17 protein-coding genes and 1 pseudogene are annotated in these 23,292 nt (G+C 63.6%); 13 read left to right on the top strand and 5 right to left on the bottom strand.

Annotation, left to right across the window (positions count from 1 at the left end; all coding sequences use genetic code 11):
• Window positions 1-805: 805 nt before the first annotated feature.
• From nrfA to HKD46_RS18930, 11 genes are all read left to right on the top strand, one after another.
• The gene (nrfA, locus tag HKD46_RS18980) at window positions 806-2,248 is read left to right on the top strand and encodes an ammonia-forming nitrite reductase cytochrome c552 subunit (protein WP_171865805.1); all 1,443 of its coding nucleotides are present in this window, start codon (window positions 806-808) and stop codon (window positions 2,246-2,248) included.
• Window positions 2,249-2,299: 51 nt separating this feature from the next.
• A complete protein-coding gene (nrfB, locus tag HKD46_RS18975) occupies window positions 2,300-2,899 on the top strand; it encodes a cytochrome c nitrite reductase pentaheme subunit (RefSeq protein WP_171865804.1) in 600 nt (199 codons plus the stop codon).
• Complete coding sequence (locus HKD46_RS18970) at window positions 2,896-3,576, top strand: 4Fe-4S dicluster domain-containing protein (RefSeq protein WP_052815438.1); 681 nt, start codon at window positions 2,896-2,898, stop codon at window positions 3,574-3,576. Before nrfB ends, HKD46_RS18970 begins: the two co-directional genes overlap by 4 nt.
• Window positions 3,577-3,663: 87 nt before the next feature.
• A complete protein-coding gene (gene nrfD / locus HKD46_RS18965; protein WP_052815439.1) occupies window positions 3,664-4,617 on the top strand; it encodes a cytochrome c nitrite reductase subunit NrfD in 954 nt (317 codons plus the stop codon).
• 306 nt (window positions 4,618-4,923) lie between these two features.
• On the top strand, window positions 4,924-6,885 hold the full coding sequence (nrfE, locus tag HKD46_RS18960; RefSeq protein WP_171865803.1) for a heme lyase NrfEFG subunit NrfE: 1,962 nt from the start codon (window positions 4,924-4,926) through the stop codon (window positions 6,883-6,885).
• Window positions 6,882-7,481, top strand: coding sequence for a DsbE family thiol:disulfide interchange protein (locus HKD46_RS18955; RefSeq protein ID WP_171865802.1), 600 nt, complete (start codon window positions 6,882-6,884; stop codon window positions 7,479-7,481). The genes nrfE and HKD46_RS18955 overlap by 4 nt, the downstream gene beginning before the upstream one ends.
• The gene (gene nrfF, locus HKD46_RS18950; protein ID WP_171865801.1) at window positions 7,478-8,668 is read left to right on the top strand and encodes a heme lyase NrfEFG subunit NrfF; all 1,191 of its coding nucleotides are present in this window, start codon (window positions 7,478-7,480) and stop codon (window positions 8,666-8,668) included. Before HKD46_RS18955 ends, nrfF begins: the two co-directional genes overlap by 4 nt.
• Before the next feature lie 350 nt (window positions 8,669-9,018).
• Entirely contained in the window at window positions 9,019-9,939 is a 921-nt protein-coding gene (locus tag HKD46_RS18945; RefSeq protein WP_029314613.1) for a serine hydrolase, read from the top strand.
• Between the two features lie 161 nt (window positions 9,940-10,100).
• Complete coding sequence (locus HKD46_RS18940) at window positions 10,101-10,241, top strand: DUF2256 domain-containing protein (RefSeq protein ID WP_161469895.1); 141 nt, start codon at window positions 10,101-10,103, stop codon at window positions 10,239-10,241.
• The gene (locus tag HKD46_RS18935; RefSeq protein ID WP_171865800.1) at window positions 10,241-11,761 is read left to right on the top strand and encodes a cryptochrome/photolyase family protein; all 1,521 of its coding nucleotides are present in this window, start codon (window positions 10,241-10,243) and stop codon (window positions 11,759-11,761) included. Before HKD46_RS18940 ends, HKD46_RS18935 begins: the two co-directional genes overlap by 1 nt.
• Window positions 11,762-11,914: 153 nt before the next feature.
• Window positions 11,915-13,168 carry a D-amino acid dehydrogenase gene (locus HKD46_RS18930; RefSeq protein ID WP_171865799.1) on the top strand — a complete coding sequence of 418 codons (1,254 nt, stop codon included), beginning with the start codon at window positions 11,915-11,917 and terminating at the stop codon, window positions 13,166-13,168.
• Between the two features lie 77 nt (window positions 13,169-13,245).
• Here the strand turns inward: HKD46_RS18930 and HKD46_RS18925 are convergent, their stop codons facing one another.
• On the bottom strand, window positions 13,246-14,370 hold the full coding sequence (locus HKD46_RS18925; RefSeq protein WP_104454268.1) for an HPP family protein: 1,125 nt from the start codon (window positions 14,368-14,370) through the stop codon (window positions 13,246-13,248).
• 177 nt (window positions 14,371-14,547) lie between these two features.
• Between HKD46_RS18925 and HKD46_RS18920 the strand changes: the two genes are divergently transcribed.
• Window positions 14,548-15,660 carry a glycosyltransferase family 9 protein gene (locus HKD46_RS18920; RefSeq protein ID WP_171865798.1) on the top strand — a complete coding sequence of 371 codons (1,113 nt, stop codon included), beginning with the start codon at window positions 14,548-14,550 and terminating at the stop codon, window positions 15,658-15,660.
• Between the two features lie 93 nt (window positions 15,661-15,753).
• Here HKD46_RS18920 and metE read toward each other — a convergent pair whose 3' ends face one another.
• Entirely contained in the window at window positions 15,754-18,018 is a 2,265-nt protein-coding gene (metE, locus tag HKD46_RS18915; protein ID WP_160839232.1) for a 5-methyltetrahydropteroyltriglutamate--homocysteine S-methyltransferase, read from the bottom strand.
• 161 nt (window positions 18,019-18,179) lie between these two features.
• On the opposite strand from metE, the gene HKD46_RS18910 reads away from it, so the two are divergent.
• Window positions 18,180-19,115, top strand: a complete 936-nt coding sequence (locus tag HKD46_RS18910) for a LysR substrate-binding domain-containing protein (RefSeq protein ID WP_039041273.1) — start codon at window positions 18,180-18,182, stop codon at window positions 19,113-19,115.
• Between the two features lie 73 nt (window positions 19,116-19,188).
• Here HKD46_RS18910 and HKD46_RS18905 read toward each other — a convergent pair whose 3' ends face one another.
• The 3 genes and pseudogenes from HKD46_RS18905 to HKD46_RS18895 all read right to left on the bottom strand — a co-directional run.
• Window positions 19,189-20,001, bottom strand: a complete 813-nt coding sequence (locus tag HKD46_RS18905; protein WP_171865797.1) for a siderophore ferric iron reductase — start codon at window positions 19,999-20,001, stop codon at window positions 19,189-19,191.
• Window positions 20,002-20,039: 38 nt separating this feature from the next.
• Complete coding sequence (locus HKD46_RS18900; RefSeq protein WP_171865796.1) at window positions 20,040-22,184, bottom strand: TonB-dependent siderophore receptor; 2,145 nt, start codon at window positions 22,182-22,184, stop codon at window positions 20,040-20,042.
• Between the two features lie 1,044 nt (window positions 22,185-23,228).
• A pseudogene (locus HKD46_RS18895) lies at window positions 23,229-23,292 on the bottom strand (IS200/IS605 family transposase); the annotation flags it as partial.

The raw sequence follows: 23,292 nt of genomic DNA, 5'->3' as shown, positions 1-23,292 counted from the left end.
GCAGTTCAAGTTACCCGCCCGCCGAGAACGAAGTTACCCAAGGTGCATCAAAGCCAAACCACAGAAGTATGCGACGAGAAAACCTAGTAAAAACAATGCCAGTCAGGCTTAACTGACTGGCATTACCGTGACAGGCGGCTATTTTACCGTCAATCACCCCCTATAACCCTTCGTAATTTTCGAAAATATCGAAAGTAAATGCCGCAAACCGTCCTATTAAATTCAATAAGACGCTACCAGGACGCGAATATGCTGGAATAAAGCCCTTAATTTCTCTTTTATAAAAATAGATGGCTCTCTTGGCACCCATTTCTACGACAGCTTCTGTCACAGAGCCCCTTGACAGGGGCCATGGGGATGGAAAACCGAAGCCTCCCCCTCACCCCTTCGCAAGCTTAATATTGAATTTAAATTCAACATCAGCAGTTCATTCTCTCTCTGCATGCGGTGTATCTCTCCGCCGCCTCTCGCCCTTCCCCCCTCACCAGCATGATGAACATCGTTTTTACCTATTTTCATCAAAAGAGAACGGGTGGAAATAACCCTCGGATGAGGTTCAATAATTCCACCTGGATCGCACTTTTGGCATCCCTCCATCCCCTCAATTGATCTAGCGCAACTCCCACGGGGATAAATGATTATCCATTTTACCCATTTGGTATTATTCCCCCGAGCAATTGCATAAACACCGATTTATATGCAGCCATAACAATGGATCGGCCTGCCATGCCCGTCGATGATGAGCACAGATGTCCACACCAAGATGGAACGGTCAGGCCCGACATGGACTTTTTATCTGGGAGTGATGACCGTGGGTTCATATGACAAGCTATTTCGACCAGGGCTGGCGGCCCTGCTGCTGACCGTCCTGCTGGGTGCAGGCAGTCTGGCACAGGCAGACGACAGTGCCCCCAAAGGGAAGATTGAGGCGCGCAGCGAGCTGTTCGCCAAGGATCACGCCGATCAGTTCACCAGCTGGAAAGGCACCAGCGAGAGCCGCGAGCGCACCGACGCCCTGGCGGAAGATCCACAGATGGTGGTGCTCTGGGCCGGCTACCCCTTCTCCAAGGATTACAACAAGCCGCGCGGCCACTTCTATGCGCTGACCGACGTGCGGGAAACCCTGCGCACCGGCGCCCCCAAGACCGCCGAAGACGGTCCGCTGCCCATGGCCTGCTGGAGCTGCAAAGGCCCGGACGTGGCCCGCGTCATCGACGAGAAGGGTGAGGATGGCTACTTCAAGGGGATGTGGGCAAAAGGCGGCCCCGAGATCGTCAACACCATCGGCTGCGCCGACTGCCACGACACCGCCTCGAAAGAGTTCAAGGAGGGGAAACCCGCCCTGCACCTCTCCCGTCCCTATGCCGAACGGGCCATGACCGCCATCGGCAAGCCGTTCAAGGAGCAGGGGCGCTTCGATCAACAGTCCCAGGTATGCGGCCAGTGCCACGTGGAGTACTACTTCAGCGGCCCCACCAAGGCGGTGAAATTCCCCTGGGACAAGGGCACCACAGTTGAGCAGATGGAAGAGTATTACGACGAGATTGGCTTTGCCGACTGGACCCATGCCCTCTCCAAGACCCCCATGCTCAAAGCCCAGCACCCCGAGTACGAAACCTGGCGCGCCGGCATTCACGGCCAGAACAACGTCGCCTGCGTCGACTGCCACATGCCCAAGGTGCAGAACGAACAGGGCAAGGTCTACACCGATCACAAGGTAGGCAACCCCTTCGATCGCTTCGATCAGACCTGCCGCAACTGCCACACCCAGAGCAAGGAGATGCTGCAAGGGGTGGTCAAGCAACGCAAGGATGCCGTCACCGAAATCAAGCTCAAAGTCGAGAAGCAGCTGGTGCACGCCCACTTTGAAGCCAAGGCCGCCTGGGATGCCGGCGCCACCGAGGCCGAGATGAAGGACATTCTGCAGGACATCCGTCACGCCCAATGGCGCTGGGACTTCTCCATCGCCTCCCACGGGGTGCAGATGCACGCCCCGGAAGTGGCGCTGCGCATGCTGGGAACCGCCCTGGACAAGGCCGCCGACGCCCGCACCAAGCTGGCACGCCTGCTGGCCGCCAAGGGGATCAGCCACGAGATCGCCATTCCTGACATCTCCAGCAAGGAGAAGGCCCAGGCAGCTCTTGGCATGGACATGAAACAGATGAACAGCGACAAGGCCCAGTTCCTCAAGACCACAGTCCCCGCCTGGGATGCCGAGGCCAAAGCGGCCGGACGGCTCGCACAATGACGAGGCATGCGGGCCCCCAGTGTCGGGCCCGCAGCCGGATGGAGGCTTCCTATGGGTGATTTAACAATGGATTTCTTACGACTGATGCTGATGGCAGCCATGCTGCTCACCAGCCTGCAGGGTCAGGCCGCCGATGCGGCGAACACCCCTGCGGCCCTCTCTGCCACACATGAGGTGGAGTTTTTGCGCAATCCCGATGCCGCCTGTACCGACTGCCACAAGGAGCAGGCATACGGCATGCACGGCAAGCACGGCCAGGCGACCAACCCCAACAACCTGGCGCCGGTCACCTGCACCAACTGTCATGGTCAGCCCTCCCCCCAACACCGGGAAGGGGTCAAGGATGTGATGCGCTTTAGCGACAGCTTCAAGGACAAACAGAGTACCGAGAGCTACCCCATCGCCGAGCAGAACGGGGTCTGCATGAGCTGTCACGAGCCCAAAGTGCTTCGCGAGGCTCTCTGGGCCCACGATGTGCACGCCACCAAGCTCACCTGCACCAGCTGCCACCAGTTGCACCCGGCCAAGGAGCCCATGGTGGCTATTCCGGAGAAGTCCCGCATCAAACTCTGCGTCGACTGCCACAGCAAGCAGCATGAGGTCGTCAAGGCGGCCAAGGCGAACACCACCTCGGGCAAGGAGGCACCATGAGCTGCTCTCGCCGTCACTTCATGGCGGGGATGAGTGCGGGGGCCCTCATCATGATGACAGGGCCGACTCGCTCCCTTGCCACCCCCCTCGCCCACAGCCAGACCATCGACGGGGTACGCTTTGGCATGATCCACGACGAGACGGCCTGTATCGGCTGTACCGCCTGCATGGATGCCTGCCGGGAGGTGAATCAGGTGCCAGAGGGGGTCTCGCGCCTCGAGATCATCCGCTCCGGCCCCATCGGCACCTTCCCCGATGCCGAGTACCACTTCTTTCGCAAGTCCTGCCAGCACTGCGACAACGCTCCCTGCGTGCACGTCTGCCCGACCGGTGCCTCCCATATCCGCAAGGAGGATGGCATCGTCGACGTCAACCCGGATCTTTGCGTCGGCTGCATGTACTGTCTGGCCGCCTGCCCCTATCAGGTGCGCTTTATCAACCCTGTGACCAAGGTGGCCGACAAGTGCGACTTTTGCCGCAGGACCAACCTGGCGGCGGGCAAGGAGCCGGCCTGCGTGGAATCCTGCCCCACCAAGGCGCTGGTGTTCGGCAATCTGGATGACCCGGACAGCCCCATCGCCAAACGGCTGGTAAAGGAGACCACCTATCGCTACAAGCAGGCACTCGGCACTTCGCCCAAGATGTACCGCGTGCCCAAAGGGGAGATAAAGTCATGACGATGCAAGAGGCATTTCACTTCCCTTCCCTTGTGTGGGGATTTGTCCGATCGCCATCTACCGCAGTAACAGAAGGAGGAATGGATCATGTTGCATGACGCATTTCACTTCCCTTCACTTGTCTGGGACTGGCCAATCGCCATCTATCTCTTTCTGCTCGGCATCTCCGCCGGGGCCACCAGCCTCTCGGTGCTGCTGCGCCGCAAGGGAGCCGGCAGCGAGAGCGGCATCATCAAGGCGACCGCCATTCTGGCGCCGGTGAGCGTGGTGCTGGGGTTACTGATCCTCATCTTCCACCTGGCCCGCCCCTGGACCTTCTGGAAGCTGATGTTCCACTACCAGTTCGACTCCGTGATGTCGATGGGGGTCATGCTGTTTCAGGTCTACATGGCGGTGCTGTTTGCCTGGCTGGCGGTGGTATTTCGGGCCGAGATCGAGACCTTGCGCAGTCACCTGCTGCAAGAGAAGTTCGCCTTTGTGGATGGTCTGATTGGCTGGCTCGCCCGCATCGAGCGGCTGCTGGCGCCGCTCTTGCTGCTGCTCGCCGTGCTCTTGGGGGCCTACACCGGCTTTCTGCTGTCGGCGCTCAAGACCTATCCGCTCTTGAACAACCCGGTGCTGCCGGTGCTGTTCCTCATCTCCGGCGTCAGCTCCGGCATCGCTTCCACCATCTTGCTGGCGGTCACCCTGTTCAAGGAGAACCATCACAGCCAGGGGGTGAGCTTTGTCCACCGCTTCGAGCGGCCGGTGCTGGCGGTGGAGGTGTTGCTGCTGGTCTGCTTCTTTACCGGCCTCTACTTCGGTGGCGGCCAGAAGGAGGCAGCCATGTGGGCCGCCATCGGCAGCGGCTTCTGGGCTCAGGTGTTCTGGCTCGGGGTGGTGGGCATCGGCATGCTGCTGCCCCAGTTGCTGGCCCTGCTGGCCCCCGCGCCGCTGCGGGCCAAAAACGGCTATCTGGTACTGGTCTGCAGCCTGACCCTGGTGGGGATCCTGCTGCTGCGCTACTTCGTGCTCTATGCCGGCCAGATGACGGTAGTTTAAAAATCGGTTCACGCTCCTGCTGCGAGGCCGTGATCAAGGCTCATGTGCTGCTCGGAATCCTCATGTATTCACATACACTCCGGTTCCTGCGCTGCTCTTTACCTTGCTGACAACCTCTCGCGACGGATAGTGAACCGGTTATTGAAAGCTGGGGATAAGCGCCAGCCGCCCTTCGGGTGACTGGCGCTTGTTTGTGGCGATGAGTTGTTGCGATTGGTTGTTGCCAGAAGGTGGATGTTATCCCTCAGCGCCGGTACGGTGCAGACGCTGCGGCATAACATAGACAAATGATTGACTGGAGGTTGTGTGCTGGCGGAGCTCGGCTATCTCTCACTGTTGCTGGCGACCGGGCTCGCCCTGCTGCAAGGGCTGCTGCCCTGGCTGGGGCTGCGGCTCGCCTCACGCCCGCTGCTCGGCTGCGCAACACCGCTGGCCATCCTGGTCGCGCTCCTGTTGGTGGCCGCCCTGCTGCTGCTCGCCAGCTGTTTTGGCCAGGATGACTTCACCCTGGTCTATGTGGCCCAGCACGCCAACAGCGCCCTGCCCCTTGGCTTCAAGCTGGCGGCCGTGTGGGGCGGCCACGAGGGCTCCATGCTCTTTTTCGTCTTTGCGCTGGGGCTGTGGGGCGCGCTGGTGGCCCTTTGCTCCAAACGGGTCGATCCGCTGATCACAACCCGGGTATTGGCCATCATGGGGCTGATCGTCGGGCTGTTCGGCCTCTATACCCTGATCTTCTCCAGCCCGTTTGACCGCCAGTTCCCAGGGCCGCTGGAGGGGCGCGATCTCAACCCCATGCTGCAGGACATCGGCCTCATCATCCACCCGCCCCTGCTCTATCTCGGTTACGTCGGCTTTGCGGTCAACTTCGCCTTCGCCATGGCGGCGCTGCACTCGGGTCGGCTCGATGGCGCCGTGGCCCACTGGAGCCGCCCCTGGGCGCTCGGCTCCTGGGTCTTTCTCACCGCCGGTATTGTGCTGGGCTCCTGGTGGGCCTATTACGAGCTCGGCTGGGGCGGCTGGTGGTTCTGGGATCCGGTGGAAAATGCCTCCCTCTTGCCCTGGCTGCTCGGCACCGCCCTGCTGCACGCCCTGGTGGTGTGCGAGAAGCGCGGCGCTTACGGCCACGCCGTGTTGCTGCTCTCCATCTTTACCTTTTCGCTGAGCCTGCTCGGCACCTTCGTGGTGCGCTCCGGGGTGCTCACCTCGGTACACGCCTTTGCGGTGGACCCCAGCCGCGGCCTCACCCTCTTGTTGCTGCTCGGTTTGCTATTGACCTGCGCCCTCACCCTGTTTGCCCTGCGGGCGGACATTCGCGCTCCCTATGCCCGCTTTGGCTTGCTGTCAAAAGAGGGGCTGCTCGGCGCCGCCATCCTGCTGCTTTGCGTGGCCTGCGCCAGCGTGCTGCTCGGCACCTTCTACCCCATGGTGTTCCAGTCGCTCCATCTGGGCTCGCTCTCGGTGGGCGCCCCCTATTTCAATACCATCTTCGTGCCGCTGGCCCTCTGCCTGATGGCGCTGATGACCCAGCTGCCGCGCCTGCGCTGGCAGCATCTGGCAGCCCAGCGCCGCATCAAGGTACTGCTCCCATGCCTGTTCGGCCTGCTGGGGGGCACCTTGCTGAGCCTCGCCTATCCCGAACCGCTGCGGGCAAGCTGGCTGGGGCTTGCGGCCAACGTGCTGAGCCTCTGGCTGATGGCCAGCCTGCTGCTCCCGCTCTTGCAACCGGTCGCCCTGCGCGAGCTCACCCTCAATCGGTTCGGCAGCCTGCTGGCCCACCTCGGGGTGGCAGTGTGCGCCCTCGGCATTGCGCAGGTGAGTCACCACAGTCAGGAGGGGGGCGCCGTACTCGCCGCAGGCCAACCCTATCGGCTCGGCGCCTTCGCGTTTCGCTATGAGGGGAGCGAGCCCATCATCGGCCCCAACTACACCGCCGAGCGCATCACGCTTAGCGTGCATCAGGATGGTAAAGAGGTGGCGCGGCTGACGCCGGAACGGCGTCACTACAGCGTGCGCACCATGAACATGAACGAGCCTGGCATCGCGTGGGGAATGCTCGGCGATCTCTACGTGGTGCTTGGCGAGAAGATGGGACCAGGCGCCTATGCCATGAGGCTGCACTACAAGCCACTGGTGCGCTGGATCTGGTTCGGTGGCCTGTTGATGATAGCGGGTGGCACACTGCGCCTGATCGTCCGCCGGCCGCTGCTGGCTAACCATCCTGCGGCAGCGACCGCCCCCTGCCCTCGGCTTGAACAGGAGTCCTTATGAACGCCCGTTTGCGCCTGTTCGTGCCGCTCGTGCTCACCCTGGGGCTCGGCGCCCTGCTCTGGCTCGGCCTTGGCAACAACCCCTACAGCCAGGATGAGGCCGTCGCAGGGCGCAACCTGCCCGCGTGGCAGAGTGACGATCTGCTTGGTGGCCCCCCCATCCACACCGCGGCGCTCAAGGGGGAACCCTTCGTGCTCAACGTCTGGGCCAGCTGGTGCCCCAACTGCCGCGCCGAGCATCCGCTGCTGGGTGAGCTGGCCAGCGCTGTGCCCCTCTATGGCCTCAACTACCGGGACAAGGTAGATGCCGCCCGCGCCTGGCTCATCGAGGCGGGCAACCCCTATCGCACCGTGCTGGCCGACCCTGACGGCAAACTTGCCCTGGAGCTCGGCGTCTACGGCACGCCGGAGACCTATCTCTTCGCCGGCGACGGTACCCTGTTGACCCGCCATACCGGCCTGCTCACCCGGGAAGTCTGGCAACGCCAGTTTGCCCCCCTGCTTGCAAAGGCCCGCGGCAACACCGCCAGCCAGCCCGAAGTGGAAAGAGAAGTGGAGAGAGAAGTAGAGAGACAAGTGCGGGAGAGCAAGCCATGAACCGTCTCGGCCACGCCCTGATAGCGCCGCTCTTGCTTGCCTTGAGCCTCGGGGCCCTTGCCAGCGGGGTCGACACCTATGAGTTTCGCCACCCCGAGCGGCAGACCCGCGCTCAGGAGCTGGCCCGCTCCCTGCGCTGCCCCCAGTGCCAGAACCAGAACCTGGTGGAGTCCAACTCCCCCATCGCCCGGGATCTGCGGCTTGAGGTCTACCGCTGGGTGGACGAGGGACAATCTGATGAGCAGGTGATCGCCCGCATGACGGAGCGCTTCGGCGATTTCGTGCGCTACGATCCCCCCTTCAAGCGCAGCACGGCGCTGCTGTGGGGCGGCCCCGCCCTCTTGCTGTTGCTGGCGCTCAATCGCCTGCGCAGGAGCCTGCATCGCCGGCAACCGGCGCGGGTGCCGCTTGTCGGCAACAGAGCCGAGGGGGCGCTCGCCCACGACCCCAGGGCCGAGCTGAACCGGCTGATCATGGCCGAGCAGCAGGCGGGGCTTGCCCCCCACAGCCGCCTCTACCGGGAGCTGGAGCTGGCCCACCTCGCCAACGCCACCCCAACCGCCGAGCAGGCCCTGCGCGAGCGGCTGGTAAGAGATAGCACCGCCCGTCCGCAGCTCTGGCTGCGCTCCTGGATACTGCTTGGGACCCTGCTGCTGGCGCTGATGGCCGGTATTTATGCCGGCACCGGCCGCTATCAGGCGTGGCAGGCTTATCAATCGCGCCCCGATCCGCTGGCGGGATTGAGCCCGCGGGATCTGCAAGACAAGGCGCTGGGCGCCCTGCACCAGCGCCTGCAAGCCAACCCCGCCGATCTCGACGGCTGGGCGGCGCTCGGCCAGCTCTATCTCTATCGGGACGAGTACGCCAACGCCCTGCTTGCCTACCAGCGTCTCGCCCTGCAAGAAGGGGGCGCCAGCGCGGCGACCCAGGCCGCCCAGGCTACCGTGCTCTACTACCAGGCAGGCCAGCAGCTCACCCCGGAGGCGCTGCGTCTGCTTGATAGCGCGCTCAAGCAGGACAAGGGCGAGGTGAGCGCCCTGATGCTGCTCGCCTCCGATCACTTCCTGCACGGCCGCTACTCCCAGGCCATCGCCCTCTGGCAGCAGTTGCTGGACGAGGAGCGTCCCCGCATCAACCGGGCCGCACTGATCGAGGCCATTCAGACCGCGCGGATGATGGGAGGATGAAGCGGGGCAAAACGGCGATAATGCAGCGGGCCATCTTCCCTGCCGGGCGCCGTTTTTATCGCCATGGTCGCCATTAACGACCCCTTCATCATCCCAAGGCGCCGAAAGGTGCAAAAAGAGTCGTCATCCCGCCCCTCACCAGCATATAGTGCGCCCCCGTAGTGGCGTGTCTGCCATGGCCTGACAGGCCTCTATGACTCCCTTTTGCGGGCCCGATAGCCCCGATGCGGGGGATTTCAAGGTGCGCCAACCCATAAAATGGAAATATCCGGCCACCAGACGTTGTGAAGCGTCAATTACCGTCATATAACTTAGCCAAATGTCCCTGTGAGTCGTAGTAGAGTCAAATCATGAACCTTCGTCCTTTTCTTCCCTTGCTGCTCGGCGCCTTCCTCCTTCCCGCCAGCATGGAAAGCGCCCATGCCAACCCGTTTTCTGCGACCTCTTCTTCCACCAACAGCCTGCTCGAACCCCGCAGCAACCTTCCGCTGAGATCCGATGCCTACGTGGTCGTCAACCCGAAAACCGGCGAGACACTGGCAGAGCGCAACGCCAACCGGGTGATGTCCATCGCCTCCATCACCAAGCTGATGACAGCGCTGGTGGTACTGGACGGCAATCAGCGCCTCAACGAAACCCTCACCGTCACCATGGATGACGTGGACAGACTCAAGGGCACCGGGTCGCGCCTCGCGGTGGGCTCGCGCCTGAGCCGCGCCGACATGCTGCACATCGCACTGATGTCCTCTGAAAACCGCGCCGCCTCCGCCTTGGGACGACACTACCCGGGTGGCCGCAAGGCCTTTATCGAGGCAATGAATGCCAAGGCCCGCATGCTCGGCATGTGGAGCACCCATTTCGCCGACAGCACCGGGCTCAACCCCCGCAACGTCTCCACCGCACACGATCTCGCCAAACTGGCTGCCGCCGCATCCACCTACCCGCTGATCCGCCAGTACACCGCCTCCGAGCAGCGTCTGGTACGCAACGGCAAGCGCCAGCTGCACTACCTCAACTCCAACCGCCTGGTACGGGAAGGAAGCTGGCCCATTCTGGTCTCCAAGACCGGTTATATCCGCGAGGCGGGGCGCTGCCTGGTGATGGGAACCCGGGTCAACAACGAGCCCGTGGTCATGGTACTGCTTCACGCCAACACCACGGATGAACGGGTCGCCGATGCCAGAAAGATCAAGAGCTGGCTGGAAACCTCGGGCCGCATGACCCTGACGGCGCAGTCCACTCCCCAGCCCAGGCTCTTCAGCAGCCAGTAACGGCTACGAGAACAAGGGCCCCCGAACCGGCAGGTGCGGGGGCCTTTTTCATGAGTGGCAATCACCCCCTATTGCCTCTTTCTGCTCCCCCAGTGATCCCGACCGTATGGTGCTTCGTTAAGGAGGCAGAGAGAAACCAAGGGCATCAACAGGGCCGCCACATGCACCTCAAACCCCATCTACCCGAGAAGATCTGTCCCGTCTGCCTGCGTCCTTTTGCCTGGCGGCGCAAGTGGGCCCGCTGCTGGCAGGAAGTGCGCTATTGCAGCGAACACTGCCGTCGTCGGAAGGAGCACCCCTGATGGAGCTACGCCTCATTCTCGGGGATCAACTGAACGCAGGTCACAGCTGGTTTCGCACGCAGGATCCCGCTGTCTGCTACCTGATGGCGGAGCTGCGCCAGGAGACGGACTACTGCCGCCACCATCGCCAGAAGGTGCTCGCCTTCTTTGCCGCCATGCGCGCCTTCGCCGCCGCCCTTACCAAGGCGGGCCACCGGGTCTGCTACCTGACTCTCGATGAGAGCGCCCCCTGGCCCGATTTGCCGAGCTTGCTGGCGGCCCAGCTCGAAGCGCATCAGGCCGAGCGCTTCGCCTGGCAGAGCCCGGACGAGTGGCGCCTTGCAAGCCAGCTGACCCAGTGGGCCTCAGGCCTTGCCATCCCGACCGCTGAGGTGGACAGCGAACATTTTCTCACCCCCCGCGATGGCTGGCGACGCTACCCCCACAGCCGGATGGAGTTCTTCTACCGCGCCCTGCGAAAGCAGTACCGGGTGTTGCTCGATGAGCGCGGCCAACCCCTTGGGGGGCGCTGGAACTTCGATGCCGAGAATCGCGCCAAATTGCCGGCGAGCCAACCCATCCCGGCGCACCTCACCTTTGCCAACGAGGTGAGCGACATCGATGCCATGCTGACCCGCCACGGCGTCGCCACCATTGGCAGTGCCGATGCCGACGCCCTGCCCTGGCCCGTCACCCGGCGCCAGAGCCGCGCACTGCTTGAACACTTCCTTGCACACTGCCTGCCCCACTTCGGCCGCTATCAGGACGCCCTGAGCGAGCGGGGCTGGAGCCTGTTCCACAGCCGCTTGTCGTTTTCCATGAACAGCAAGATGCTCCATCCCCTCGAGGTGATCCGCGCTGCGCAAGCTCACTGGCAGGCCAATCAGGCCACCATTTCCCTGGCGCAGGTGGAGGGGTTCATCCGCCAGATCCTCGGCTGGCGCGAGTTTGTCCGCGCCCTCTACTGGGAAAAGATGCCCGAGTATCGGCGCACCAACTTTCTCGGGGCCGAGCGACCCCTGCCCGGTTTTTTCTGGAATGGAGAAACCAGCATGGCCTGCGTGCGTCACGCCATTCGACAGTCTCTGGAGCACGCCTATGCCCACCATATCCAGCGGCTGATGGTGACCGGCAACTTCGCCCTGCTGGCGGGTATCCACCCTGACGAGGTGGATACCTGGTATCTGGGCATCTATGTGGACGCCATCGAGTGGGTGGAGCTGCCCAACACCCGCGGCATGAGCCAGTTTGCCGATGGCGGCCTGATGGGCAGCAAGCCCTACGCCAGCAGCGGCGCCTATCTCGAGCGGATGGGCCACTACTGCAAGGGGTGTCACTATCAGGTGAAGGCCCGCAGCGGGCCGGACAGCTGCCCCTTCAACAGCCTCTATTGGCACTTTTTATGGCGCAACCGGGACAAACTTGGCAACAACCCTCGCCTCGCCCTGCCTTATGCCAACTGGGATGGCCAAACCACAGAACAGCAGCAAGCCATCCTGACGACGGCAGAGCATCATCTGCTCCACCTGGAGCGGCTCTGAATCGACCGGATTTCATGCCAGAAAGTGAGCAAATGACAACATTGAGAGCCAGTTAACAAAATGTGAATAGCGATAACCACCAATGACATCGACACCAGTTGAATATCCTGTGGCGGCTGATTAAGGTGGAGGCCCCAGTCAAGGAGAGACAAGATGGACATAGTGGTACTCGGTGGTGGCGTGGTCGGTGTGACCAGCGCCTGGTATCTGGCCAAGGCCGGTCACAAAGTGATCCTGCTGGAGCGGCGTGACGGGGTGGCCCTTGAAACCAGCCATGCCAACGCGGGTCAGATCTCCCCGGGTTATGCTTCCCCCTGGGCTGCCCCCGGCATTCCCCTCAAGGCCGCCAAATGGCTGCTGCAAAAGCACGCCCCCTTCACGGTGCGGCCCACCTCGGACCCCTTCCAGCTGCGCTGGATGCTGAAGATGTTCGCCAACTGCACGCCGGCGGCCTATGCGGTCAACAAGGGGCGCATGGTACGGCTGGCCGAATACAGCCGCGACTGCATGAAGCAGTTGCGGGGCGAGCTCGCGCTCGACTACGAAGGGCGCCAGCTCGGCACCCTGCAACTGTTTCGCAGTCAGGCCCAGCTCGATGCCAGCCAGCGCGATATTGCCGTGCTCGAGGAGTACGGCGTCCCCTATCAGTCCCTCGATGCCGGCGGCTGCGAGGAGGTCGAGCCCGCCCTGGCAAGGGTGCGTGGCAAGGTGGTGGGGGGCCTGCGCCTGCCGGGAGATGAAACCGGTGACTGTTTCCGCTTCACCCAGGCCCTGGCGGACGAGGCCCGCAAGCTCGGGGTGAGCTTCGTCTTCAACTGCGCCATCGACGAGGTCGAGATCGCGAAGGGACGCGCCGTGGCGGTCCGTGCCGGCGAGCAGCGCTTCCAGGCCGACGCCATCGTCTGTGCCCTCGGCAGTTATGGCACCGGCTTCCTGCGCCCCCTCGGAATTGAGCTCCCCGTCTACCCGGTCAAGGGGTACTCCCTCACCCTGCCGATGACGGATGCCGAGGGTGCCCCGCGCAGCACTGTGCTGGACGAGACCTACAAGGTCGCCATCACCCGCTTCGACGAACGGATCCGGGTGGGCGGCATGGCCGAACTCTCGGGCTTCAACCTGGCGCTCAACCCCAGACGCCACGATACCCTGGCCATGGTGGTGAGGGATCTCTTCCCCCAGGGGGGAAATCTGGAGCAGGCCAGCTTCTGGACCGGGCTACGCCCCATGACGCCGGACGGCACACCCCTGGTCGGCCCAAGCCCCATTCCCGGGCTCTGGCTCAATACCGGCCACGGTACCCTGGGCTGGACCATGGCGGCAGGATCGGGCCAGTTGCTCAGCGATCTCATCTCGGGCAATACCCCGGATATCAGCGACGAGGGGCTCACCCTGGCCCGCTACGGCTAGGCATTGGCCACCGTCTGTGCAAGTCTGCGAAATAAAGAGGGCGTGCCTGGCACGCCCTCTTTTTTCTTGCCCCCTGGCTATGACGACACCGGGGTCGCCTCCTCGCTCGTCAGTCCGGGTTTCAGGGCCAGGGTGAACAGGGCCGCCACCATGTCGGACTGGGTGATGATGCCCACCAGCTGCTCCCCCTCCACCACCGGCATGTGGTGCAGCCCCCCGTCGGAGAAGGCCTCCACCAGATCGTAGAGAGGCTGGTAGCGCCGCGCCGTCTGCACCTCCCGGGTCATCAGATCCGCCACCTGCTGCTGCTCAAGGGCCTCCTTCGCCCTCGGCTGGTGACCCGCCCGGTCGATCATCAGGTCGTGCAGGGTGATGATGCCGACCAGCCTCTCCCCCTCATCCACCACCGGCAGCGCCTTGATCTGGTGGTGGGAGAGCAGATGCCACGCTTCCATGGCAAGCGCCTGTGGCGTCGTCACGACGAGATCCCGCGACATCACATCCTGGCAACGCACCGTCCCCACTCGCCCCCGCAGGGCGTGAAGCTGGGCCTCCTGCAGCAGCTCCTGCAGATCCTGGCGGCTGATGTCCAGCAGTTCCTCGTGTTTTTGCAGGGCAAAGTCGATGTCCTGGGTGACGAGTCGGGCACTCGGCTGGGGATCCGCCGTCTGGTGGCGATTGGGCGCCACCTTGCCGCCATGGGGATAACGACGCCCCAGAGCGCGGTTGTAGAGCAAGCCCAGACTCAGCAGCAACAGGGAGTTGAGCAGCACCGGCAGCAGCACGTAGCCGACCCCGAGCGCCCGGATCCCCTCGCCGCCGATGACGGCGGTCAAGGCCACGGCGCCGCCGGGCGGGTGCAGGCTGCGGGTGAGGAACATGGCGGCGATGGCCAGCATCACCGCCAGGGCCGAGGCGATAGCCATGTCCGGCACCAGGCTGGCACTCAATACCCCCATCAGGGCCGACACCCCGTTGCCCACAAGGATGGACCAGGGCTGGGCCAGGGGGCTGGCCGGGGCGGCAAACAGCAGCACGGCGGAGGCCCCCATGGGGGCGATGAGCCAGTGCACCTCGAGCCCCAACCCCCAGCGGCACAGCAAGGCGGTGCCGAGCAAGCCGATGAGGGCGCCAAGGGCGCCGTAACAACTCTCTTTGACGCTGGTATTGGTCGATACCGGCAAAAAATCCCTGAACTGCATGGTGCTCCCGCGGACGATAACATTTATTTCAAATGCGCAATTCTAGCCACTTTCCCCCGTCCCGCACCAGCCCCCCGCTCCGCCATGGCCATCATCCGCACGCGTTTTCCCTTCTTAACATTGTCTTAAGAGTCCGCTGGCACCCTTTACGCCATCCCAACACTGGAGCCCAACGGTATGACTCACCTCAACGATGCCCTGCGCCGCTTCGACGGCCAACGCCGGGTCTGGACGGCGGGACTGGAGCGAACCCTGCTCGGCTGGCTTGCCAGTCGCAGCGCATTGCCGCCCTCTTCGCAGGCACCCCGCCGGATCCTGGTCATTCGCAGCACCAACCGCATCGGCAACAACCTCTTCCTGCTGCCCTTCCTGCACCAGCTTCATCGCGCCCATCCCCACGCCGAGCTGGAGCTGGTGTGCAGCCCCACCGCCCTGCTCCCCTTCCTGGCCGATCTGCCCCTGCGGCACATTCATCAGATCCGGTTGCAGGGCAGACACCTGCCGGGCGCCCTCTCGGCACTCTCGCGTCTGCGCCGCCAACACTACGACAGGGTCTACGTCCCCTTCGCCTCCAGTACGGATCACTTCATCGCCGCCTGGGTACAGGCCCGTGAGAAATGCGGCTTCGACAATGGCCATGGGGATCTCATCTTCCAGCGTCCGCGGGCTGCGGACAGTGAGTGCCACTACGCCCACCAGCCCCTGCAACTGCTCGGCATACCGGGCAATCCGGCCGACCCCATCCCCCTTGGCAGCCTGTTGCAGGGGCCAAGCCCGGCCTTGAGTGCGCTGCGACGAGCCCATCCTGGCCGTCCCCTGATCGGCTTTTTCACCGGTGCTCGCAAGGGCAAGGGGCTCTCCCAGCCCCAGTGGCAGCGGTTGCTTGGGGATCTGCGCCGTCACAGCCCGGATGCCCTGCTGATCCAGCTCGCGGATCCCGCCGCCCCCGAGCACCTGCTCGGGGACGTGCACGTTTCCCTTGGCAACATGGGGGAGCTGGCCCGCTTCACGGGCGGCCTCTCCCTCTTCGTCAGCGCCGACACCGGTCCCCTGCACCTGGCTGCCGCCAGCGGTGTGCCCTGTCTTGGCCTCTTTACCCAGACCGACCCCGCCCGCTACGGGTGCCTGGGCGCCCAGCACCTCAATCTGGTGATCGAGGATCGCAATGCCATCCCCCTCGACCAACAGTGGCTGACCGAGGCGCTCGCAAGCGCCCCTCACCCGGTGACGATGTCGGTTTCCCCCACCCGCTACCTGCCCGCCCCCCGGCCCGCCCTGCTCCCCCTCTAGGGAGCGGCCATGCAAAAAAGAGGGAAGGCTGTCGCCTTCCCTCTCTCGTCTTGGTGACACTCACCGGGCGCTCGTCCGGGTGAATGGAAGCCCTCAGGCCAGCTCGGCGCGCAGCGCCCGGGTGGCATCGACCATCACCTTCAGGGCAGCGGTGGTCTCTTCCCAGCCGCGGGTCTTGAGGCCGCAGTCCGGGTTCACCCAGAGCCGGTCTGCCGGGATTTGTTGCGCAGCCTTGCGGATGAGGTCTTCAATCCAGCCCTGGCTCGGTACGTTCGGCGAGTGGATGTCGTAGACGCCCGGACCGATCTCGTTGGGGTAGTTGAAGCGCTCGAACGCTTCGAGCAACTGCATCTGGCTGCGGCTCGTCTCGATGGTGATCACATCCGCGTCCAGCGCCGCCACCGCCTCGATGATGAGGTTGAAGTCGCTGTAACACATGTGGGTGTGGATCTGGGTGCTGTCCACCACCGGGCTTGCACTCAGGCGGAAGGCGCGCACCGCCCAGTCCAGATAGGCCTGGTGATCCTGCTTGCGCAGGGGCAGCCCTTCGCGGATCGCCGGCTCGTCGATCTGGATGATCTTGATGCCGGCGGCTTCCAAGTCAGCCACCTCGTCGCGAATGGCCAGGCCAATCTGCAGGGCGGACTGCTCGCGGCTCACGTCTTCCCGCGGGAAGGACCAGCAGAGAATGGTCACGGGGCCGGTCAGCATGCCCTTCACCGGCTTGTCGGTCAGGCTCTGGGCAAACTTCGTCCACTCAAGGGTCATGGGGGTCGGACGGTCTATGTCACGGGTGATCACCGGCGGCTTCACGCAGCGGGAGCCATAGCTCTGTACCCAGCCAAAGCGGGTGATGGCAAAGCCGTCCAGCAGCTCCCCGAAATACTCCACCATGTCGTTGCGCTCGGCCTCGCCGTGCACCAGCACGTCCAGCCCGATGGCCTCCTGGCGCTCAATCGCGTCCTTGATCTGGGCCTGGATGCCCGCCTCGTAAGCCTGGTCATCGATGCGCCCGGCACGCCAATCCTGACGCAGCACCCGGATTTCCGAGGTCTGCGGGAAGGAGCCGATGGTGGTGGTGGGCAGGAGCGGCAGCTTCAGATCCGAGCGCTGCGCGTCGGCACGCACCGGGTAGGCGCTCTGGCGATCGAAGTCACTGTTGGTCAGGCTGGCGAGTCGTGACTGCACCGCCTTCTTGTGAACCCGGCTGTCAGACTCCCGATCCACGATGGGCTGGCTGTAAGCCTCGATTTTGTCCAGGGCGCCGCCGTCCAGGTAGTCGGACAGCAGCCCCAGCTCATAGCACTTTTGCAGGGCGAAGGCGAACCAGCTGCGGGTCTGGGGATCCAGCTCGTGCTCCAGGGTCAAATCCACCGGGCTGTGCAGCAAGGAACAGGAGGAGGCCACCCAGAGGCGCTCGCCAAGCTTTTCTTTCAAGGCCTTGAGGGTCGGCGCCAGCTTGGCCAGGTTGGCACGCCAGACGTTGCGGCCGTTGATGACACCCGCCGAGAGTACCCACTGGGCCGGCAGGTGCGGGACCAGGGTCTCGAGCTGCTCGGGGGCAGCCACCAGATCCAGGTGCAGGCCGTCCACCTTCAGACTGGTGATGATGTCCCGCTGATGGGCCACGGACCCGAAGTAGGTGGTGAGCAGCAGCTTGCAGGGGCCGCTCAGGCGCTCATATGCCTTGAGGTAGGCCAGGCGCCACTCGTCCGGCAGGTCCAGCGCCAGGGCCGGCTCGTCGATTTGTACCCACTCCACCCCCTGGGCCGCCAGTTTGGCCAGGATCTCCTGGTAGACGATCAGCAGGCGATCCAGCAGTTCGAGGCGGGAGAAGCCGCTCTCTTTCTCCTTGCCAAGCCACAGGTAGGAGACAGGGCCCAGCAACACCGCCTTGACCGGCAGCCCAAGGGCCTTGGCCTCTTCCACCTCGTCAAAGAGCTGGCTCCAGCCCAGCTTGAAGCGCTGGTCACGGTAAAATTCCGGCACCAGGTAGTGGTAGTTGGTGTTGAACCACTTGGTCATCTCGGCAGCGGCCGCCGCCGGGCCGGTCGGCGCACGGCCACGGGCCACCCGGAACAGGGTGTCGAGGTCGGTGTCGCCGTGGCGGTGACGGGCAGGCACGGCGTCCACCAGCAGGCTGGTACCCAACACCTGATCGTACCAGGCAAAATCCCCCACCGGCAGCAGGTTGACCCCGGCGGTACGCTGGGCCTGCCAGTGGCGCTCACGCAGGCTCTTGCCCACGGCGACCAGCTCGGCCTGGGTGGTTTCGCCACGCCAGTAGGATTCGAGGGCAAATTTCAGTTCGCGCTTGGCGCCGATACGGGGAAAGCCCAGGGTGTGTGCGCAGGTCATAGGTTCCATTCCTTATGCTCGTTTATCTGATGAGGATCTGGATTGTTTGGCCATCCAGATGTTTACACATCCAAAATGACAAGATAAGGTGACCTTGGCTATTGAATCCTCTTCAACTGGCTCTCAAGAATTTCTCAACTGACGCACAAAGGAGCAGTGCCATGGTCGCGCCCACCCCATCCAGCCCCCCTCAGAGCAGCAATCTGGGCATCGATCTCAAACACCTGAAGACCATCAGCGCCCTCGCCGAGCAAGGGTCCCTGGCCGGGGCCGCACTCACCCTCAACCTCACCCAGTCCGCCCTCTCCCACCAGCTCAAGGAGCTGGAGACCCGCCTCAATCTGGAGCTGTTTCTTCGAAAAAGCCGCCCTCTGGTGCTGACGGCGGCAGGCCAGCATCTGCTGGCCCTGGCCCGTCAGGTGCTGCCCGCCCTGGCCCAGACCGAGCGCCAGCTGGTCGCCCTGCACAGCGGCGAGGCGGGCAGGCTGCATCTGGCCCTCGATTGCCACAGCTGCATCCAGTGGCTGCTCCCGCTGTTGCCGGACTTTCGCCGCCAGTGGCCCGGCGTAGATCTGGAGGTGGAGTCGGTGCCGGGTTTCGATGCCATCAGTGCCCTGCTTGGCGGCCAGCTCGACCTGCTGCTCACCTCGGATGTGCAGGCCCGCGGGGATCTTCATTTCGAGCCGCTGTTCGCCTTCGATCTCACCCTGGTGATGGCGCCGGATCACCCCCTCTGCCAGCAGCGGCGCATCGCACCGGACGATCTGCGACCGGAGGTGCTGTTGGTCTACCCGGTGGAGCGGGCGCGCATGGACGTGTTCAGCCGTTTCCTGCAACCGGCCGGGGTGGAGCCCGCCCGTTGCAAACCGGTGGACAACACCTCGGTCATGCTGCAGATGGCCGCCGCCGGGCTCGGGCTCGCCGCCCTGCCCCGCTGGGCCAGCGAGGAGTTCGTGCGCCAGGGCCTGCTTGAGGCGCGCCCTCTCGGGGAGGGCATTCGCCGCCACATGTATGGCGCCGTGCGCGCCGCCGACAAAGATCAGGCCTGCCTGCAGAGCCTGTTCGAGCGCATTCGCACCCGGATGGCGGCCCAGTAAGCCGGGCACAAAAAAGCCGCCAGGATCAGGCGGCTTTCACCACGGGTTGCCCGCGCAGACGAAGAGTCGGGTATCAGCATTCATCACCCCTCGCCCCACCCAGCCTTCGCGGGCAGTTGCCACACAGTTCCCCATCCCGGCGCTTGTAGTGCAGGCAGCAGCGCTGGCGCACATAGCCCGGGAAGGCATCGTCCCGGGGCAGGCCTGCTTCGCACCAGCCCGTCAGATGTGCCGACGGCAGGCCACAGGATTCAAGCCAGAGGGGAGCATGGGACCTCACCTCCTCCCGACTCACCTCCCCGAAGAAATCGGGCACCCGCACCAGGGCCGCCAGCAGATCGTCCGCCAGGAGCGGGCGCACGAAACCGGGGCGCAGCCGCTGCGCCGTCCCAAGGAGGGTGAACTGCCCCTGCCAGTGCGCCTGGAGTCGCTCCCCGGCCGTCTTGATCAACACGCCGACCTCCCCTTTGATCATGGGCTCGGCCGGCAGGGTAAAGCCCGACACCACGCCGGCCTCATGCCCCTGTCCCAGCCTGTCGAGGGCAGGCACGGCCTGATGGCGGTAGACGGCCACCATGGCGAGATAGATGGATTGCCAGCAGAGCATGCCCCAGCTGCGGGTGAGCCAGTAGGCGGGTCCCGCCTCCGGGTGTGCCTGCTGCCAGTGCGCATGGAGGGCTGCGGCCACCTCGGCCGACGTCGCTCCGGTGGCATCCGTCAGTGGCGGACGCACGTCACCGGCCGCCACCAGGTTCCCCTTGAGGGACGGGATCAGGCTGGCCGCCGCCGCGAACAGGGCCTGGTGATCCGAGACGAGGGCGCGTTCCGCGTCCGCTTTTTCCCGGCCAAGGCCGTGCGGCACACCGCGCGCCCTCTCCTCGCCCATTCGTTGAAAGGGCCCCGGGCGCGTGCCGGGGCGCAAGGTCAGAATGCGTATTTGAGTCGCGCCTCCACGCTTCGTTCGGCCCCGAACCAGCAGTTGTTCTGGTCGTAGCAGGAGTAGTAGGTCTTGTTGAACAGGTTGCTGGCGCCAAGCGATACCCCTACCCCTTTCAGGCTTGCGCTGAGGGCGGCGAGATCGTAGGAGGCGGACATATCCATCAGGAGGTAGTCCGGTACCTTGTCGGTGTTGGCGGCATCCATCTCGGCCTCCCCCACGTAGCGCAGGCCGGCGCCCACTCGCATCCCCTCGAGGTTGCCGCCGGGGTAGTAGTTGCTCCACAGCGACGCCATCTGTCTGGGGACCCAGACCGGCGTCTTGCCCTGCAACGTGGTGGTATCGCGCGTGATCTCCATGTCCATCAGGGTGTAGTTGAGGGCCAGATCCAGCTGGCTGGTGAGATCGGCTCTCCCCTCAAGCTCGATGCCCCTGGAGACCGTCTCCCCGGTCTGCAGCTTGGGCCCGTAGACATTGTCCGGATCCGTCACCAGGGCATTCTTCTTGGTGATGTGGAACGCCGACAGCGTCGCCGTCTTGCTCATGTCGTCGGAGAGGAACTTGACGCCCCCTTCCCACTGATGACCGGTCGCCGGTTTGAACGCCTGACCCTGCTTGTCCGCCCCCGGCACCGGCTCGAAACTCTCGGCATAGCTCGCATAGGGGGAGAAGCCGCCATCCAGCTCATAGAGCGCGCCGACGCGGAAGGAGAGGTTGTCCTGATCGATGTGGGCCAGGGACTGGCTGTCCGCCCCCTGATAGAGGGTCCGGCTGTCGGTGTCCATCCGGTAGCGGTCGTAGCGGGCGCCGCCGATGGCCACCAGCCGATCGAGGCGCACCTGATCCTGCAGATAGACGCCGGTCTGGGACTGACGGATCACCTTTTTATCCTGGTAGTTGAAAGTGAGTGCCTCTGGGACTATCTGGCTATGGTTCGGGTTGAAAATGTCGATGCTGGGCGCCGAGTAGTCGAGGGTATCCCGGTAGAGGACATGGGCATCCAGGTACTGGTAGTCGACCCCGAGCAGCAGGTTGTGCTGGGCAGAGCCCGTCTGTACCTTGCCCGCCAGCTGGTTGTCGATGACAACGCCGCGAGAGTCTTCATCGGTGAGATAGGCGTTGCGGGCCAGGGTGCGGTTGTCCGCCGCCAGGGCCGCGTTGTAGGTGTTGCGCTGATAGGCAGACGCATCCATGTAGCGGGCATTTTGCAACACCTGCCAGCGCTCGTTGAAGTCGTGGCTCAGCTTGTAGCCCAGCAGGGTCACATCCCGGTTGTACTCGTTCCAGTTCTCGTCGCCAAGGAAGGTGTCACTGCCAAGCTGCCCCAGGGGATTGGATTTGGCCGAGCCGCTGGCGGGCACAGTGGTGTAGATGCCGGCCTCGGGATCCTTCTGGTAGTAAAGGTTGAGGTTCAGCAGGGTGCGCTCGCCGAGCTGCCAGTCCAGGGACGGCGCAAAGACGTAGCGCTCCTCCTTCGAGGTCACCGCCTGGCCATCCTTCTCCCGGGCCAGTCCCACCAGCCGATAGGCGAGCTGCTCGTTGATGGCACCGGTGCTGTCGAGGGTCATCTCCTTGAGGGTGCCCGTGCCGGTCGCCACGCTCACGTTGTGCTTGCTCTCCCGCTGGGGGCGCTTGGCGATGAGGTTGACCATGCCGCCGGGGGGCATGCTGCCATAGAGCACCGATGTCGGCCCCTTGAACACCTCCAGCTGCTCGATGGCCACCGGATCGATCTGGGGTTGCAGGTTCCAGTCGTTGTACTGGAGCAGCAGGCCGTCATAGAAGTTCTGGTAGTTGTCAAAGCCACGGATGTTGAACAGATCCAGCCGGTTGACCGCCCCGCCCCTCAGCTCGGTGTTGACGCCGGGGACGTAGCGCAGCGCCTCGCTCACCGAACTGACACCGCGCAGCGACAGGGTCTCCCCATCCACCACCGAGATGGCCTGGGGCGTCTCGATGGGGTCGAGCCGGGTCTTGGTCGCGGTGTTGCGATAGGTCTGGCCGAGCACGGTCAGGGTCTCGTCGGCGGTGGCCGTATCCTGGCTGTCGGACGCGGCGGCCTGTACAGAGCCTGCAAGCAGGGTGGAGATGGTCACGGCGACCAGGGTCAAAGGGGGGTGAACAAGCTGCATCTGATCCTCGATTACTTACTGCATGTGAATAGTAACAAATATCATTTGCATTTTATTGTTCTATTTTGCCCCGATATTAACAATTTGGGGCATGTTGGCGGGGAAGCGGGAAAAGCGAGGGTGGCAGGCACGCCATCTCCTATCGGAGGCAAGATGGCAACGTCGTCGAGGCTCTCTGAGAGGGTCCATCATGGCCGCCTGATGAAGGTCACCGCCTTCACTTTCACAGCCAATCGGCAAGTAACCATCACATATTCAGAACATGGCGGCATTTTCACCCCCATATTCACACTCATCAGACAAGTATGGTCGCGTTCTCCCTCCCCTTGTTGATCCTGGTCAATCGCTATTGATAAAGGAGGCGATAGCATGCCCACCCTTTTATCAGCCCTGATTGAGACAATACCAAGCCATCAGCACACGCCTATGAATGAGACCGCCCACCAAAACCTGCACTGCGATACCCAGCTCAACGTCACCTTCGGAGTCATCATCCTGACCCTGCTCATCGCCCTGATGGCCGTCAGTGTCAGCATCCGGACCTCTGCCGAGCGCAAGTATCACAAGGTGGCGGCCATGTTCGTGCACAACATGGCGACCCAGTCCATCGAGCCACAGTTCAAGTCACTGGAGCATGTCCTCAACGAAACGGGCAGTGTCATCGATGAATCAGGCCTGGATGCCTTCCTCAATGAGGGCCATACATCCCTTGGCATCTCCCTGATGCAAACGTTGGCGCTCACCCCCTATGTGAAGAGCATCCTGCTCGCCGATCCACAGGGGCGGTTCAACTCCATCCCCCATCTGCCGGTCGAGGAGCACGTTGATGCCAGGAAGCGCCCCTGGTTTCTCTCCGCCGCCGTGCGAACACCCTTCGTGCACTACACCGACCACTACACCAGCCAATTCGACGACAAGAGCCGCAGCGTCTCCGTCTCCCGCCCCCTGCTCGACAGGGAAGGATTCTTCCTCGGCACCCTGGCCATCTTAAATGCGAAAGGGGACTCCCTCCGACGTAGGTGGGAGGGGAATTTCGCCGGGGCGTCAGCCCCGCTGGTTTTGAATGTATTGCTTGATCACCTCCAACGGTGCTCCGCCGCAAGAGCCC

Origin of the sequence: Aeromonas sp. TW 6, from assembly GCF_013168745.1 — a bacterium.
GTDB lineage: Bacteria > Pseudomonadota > Gammaproteobacteria > Enterobacterales > Aeromonadaceae > Aeromonas > Aeromonas caviae.
Note: the sequence above shows the minus strand (reverse complement) of the source record. Positions and strands in the feature narration are given on the sequence as shown.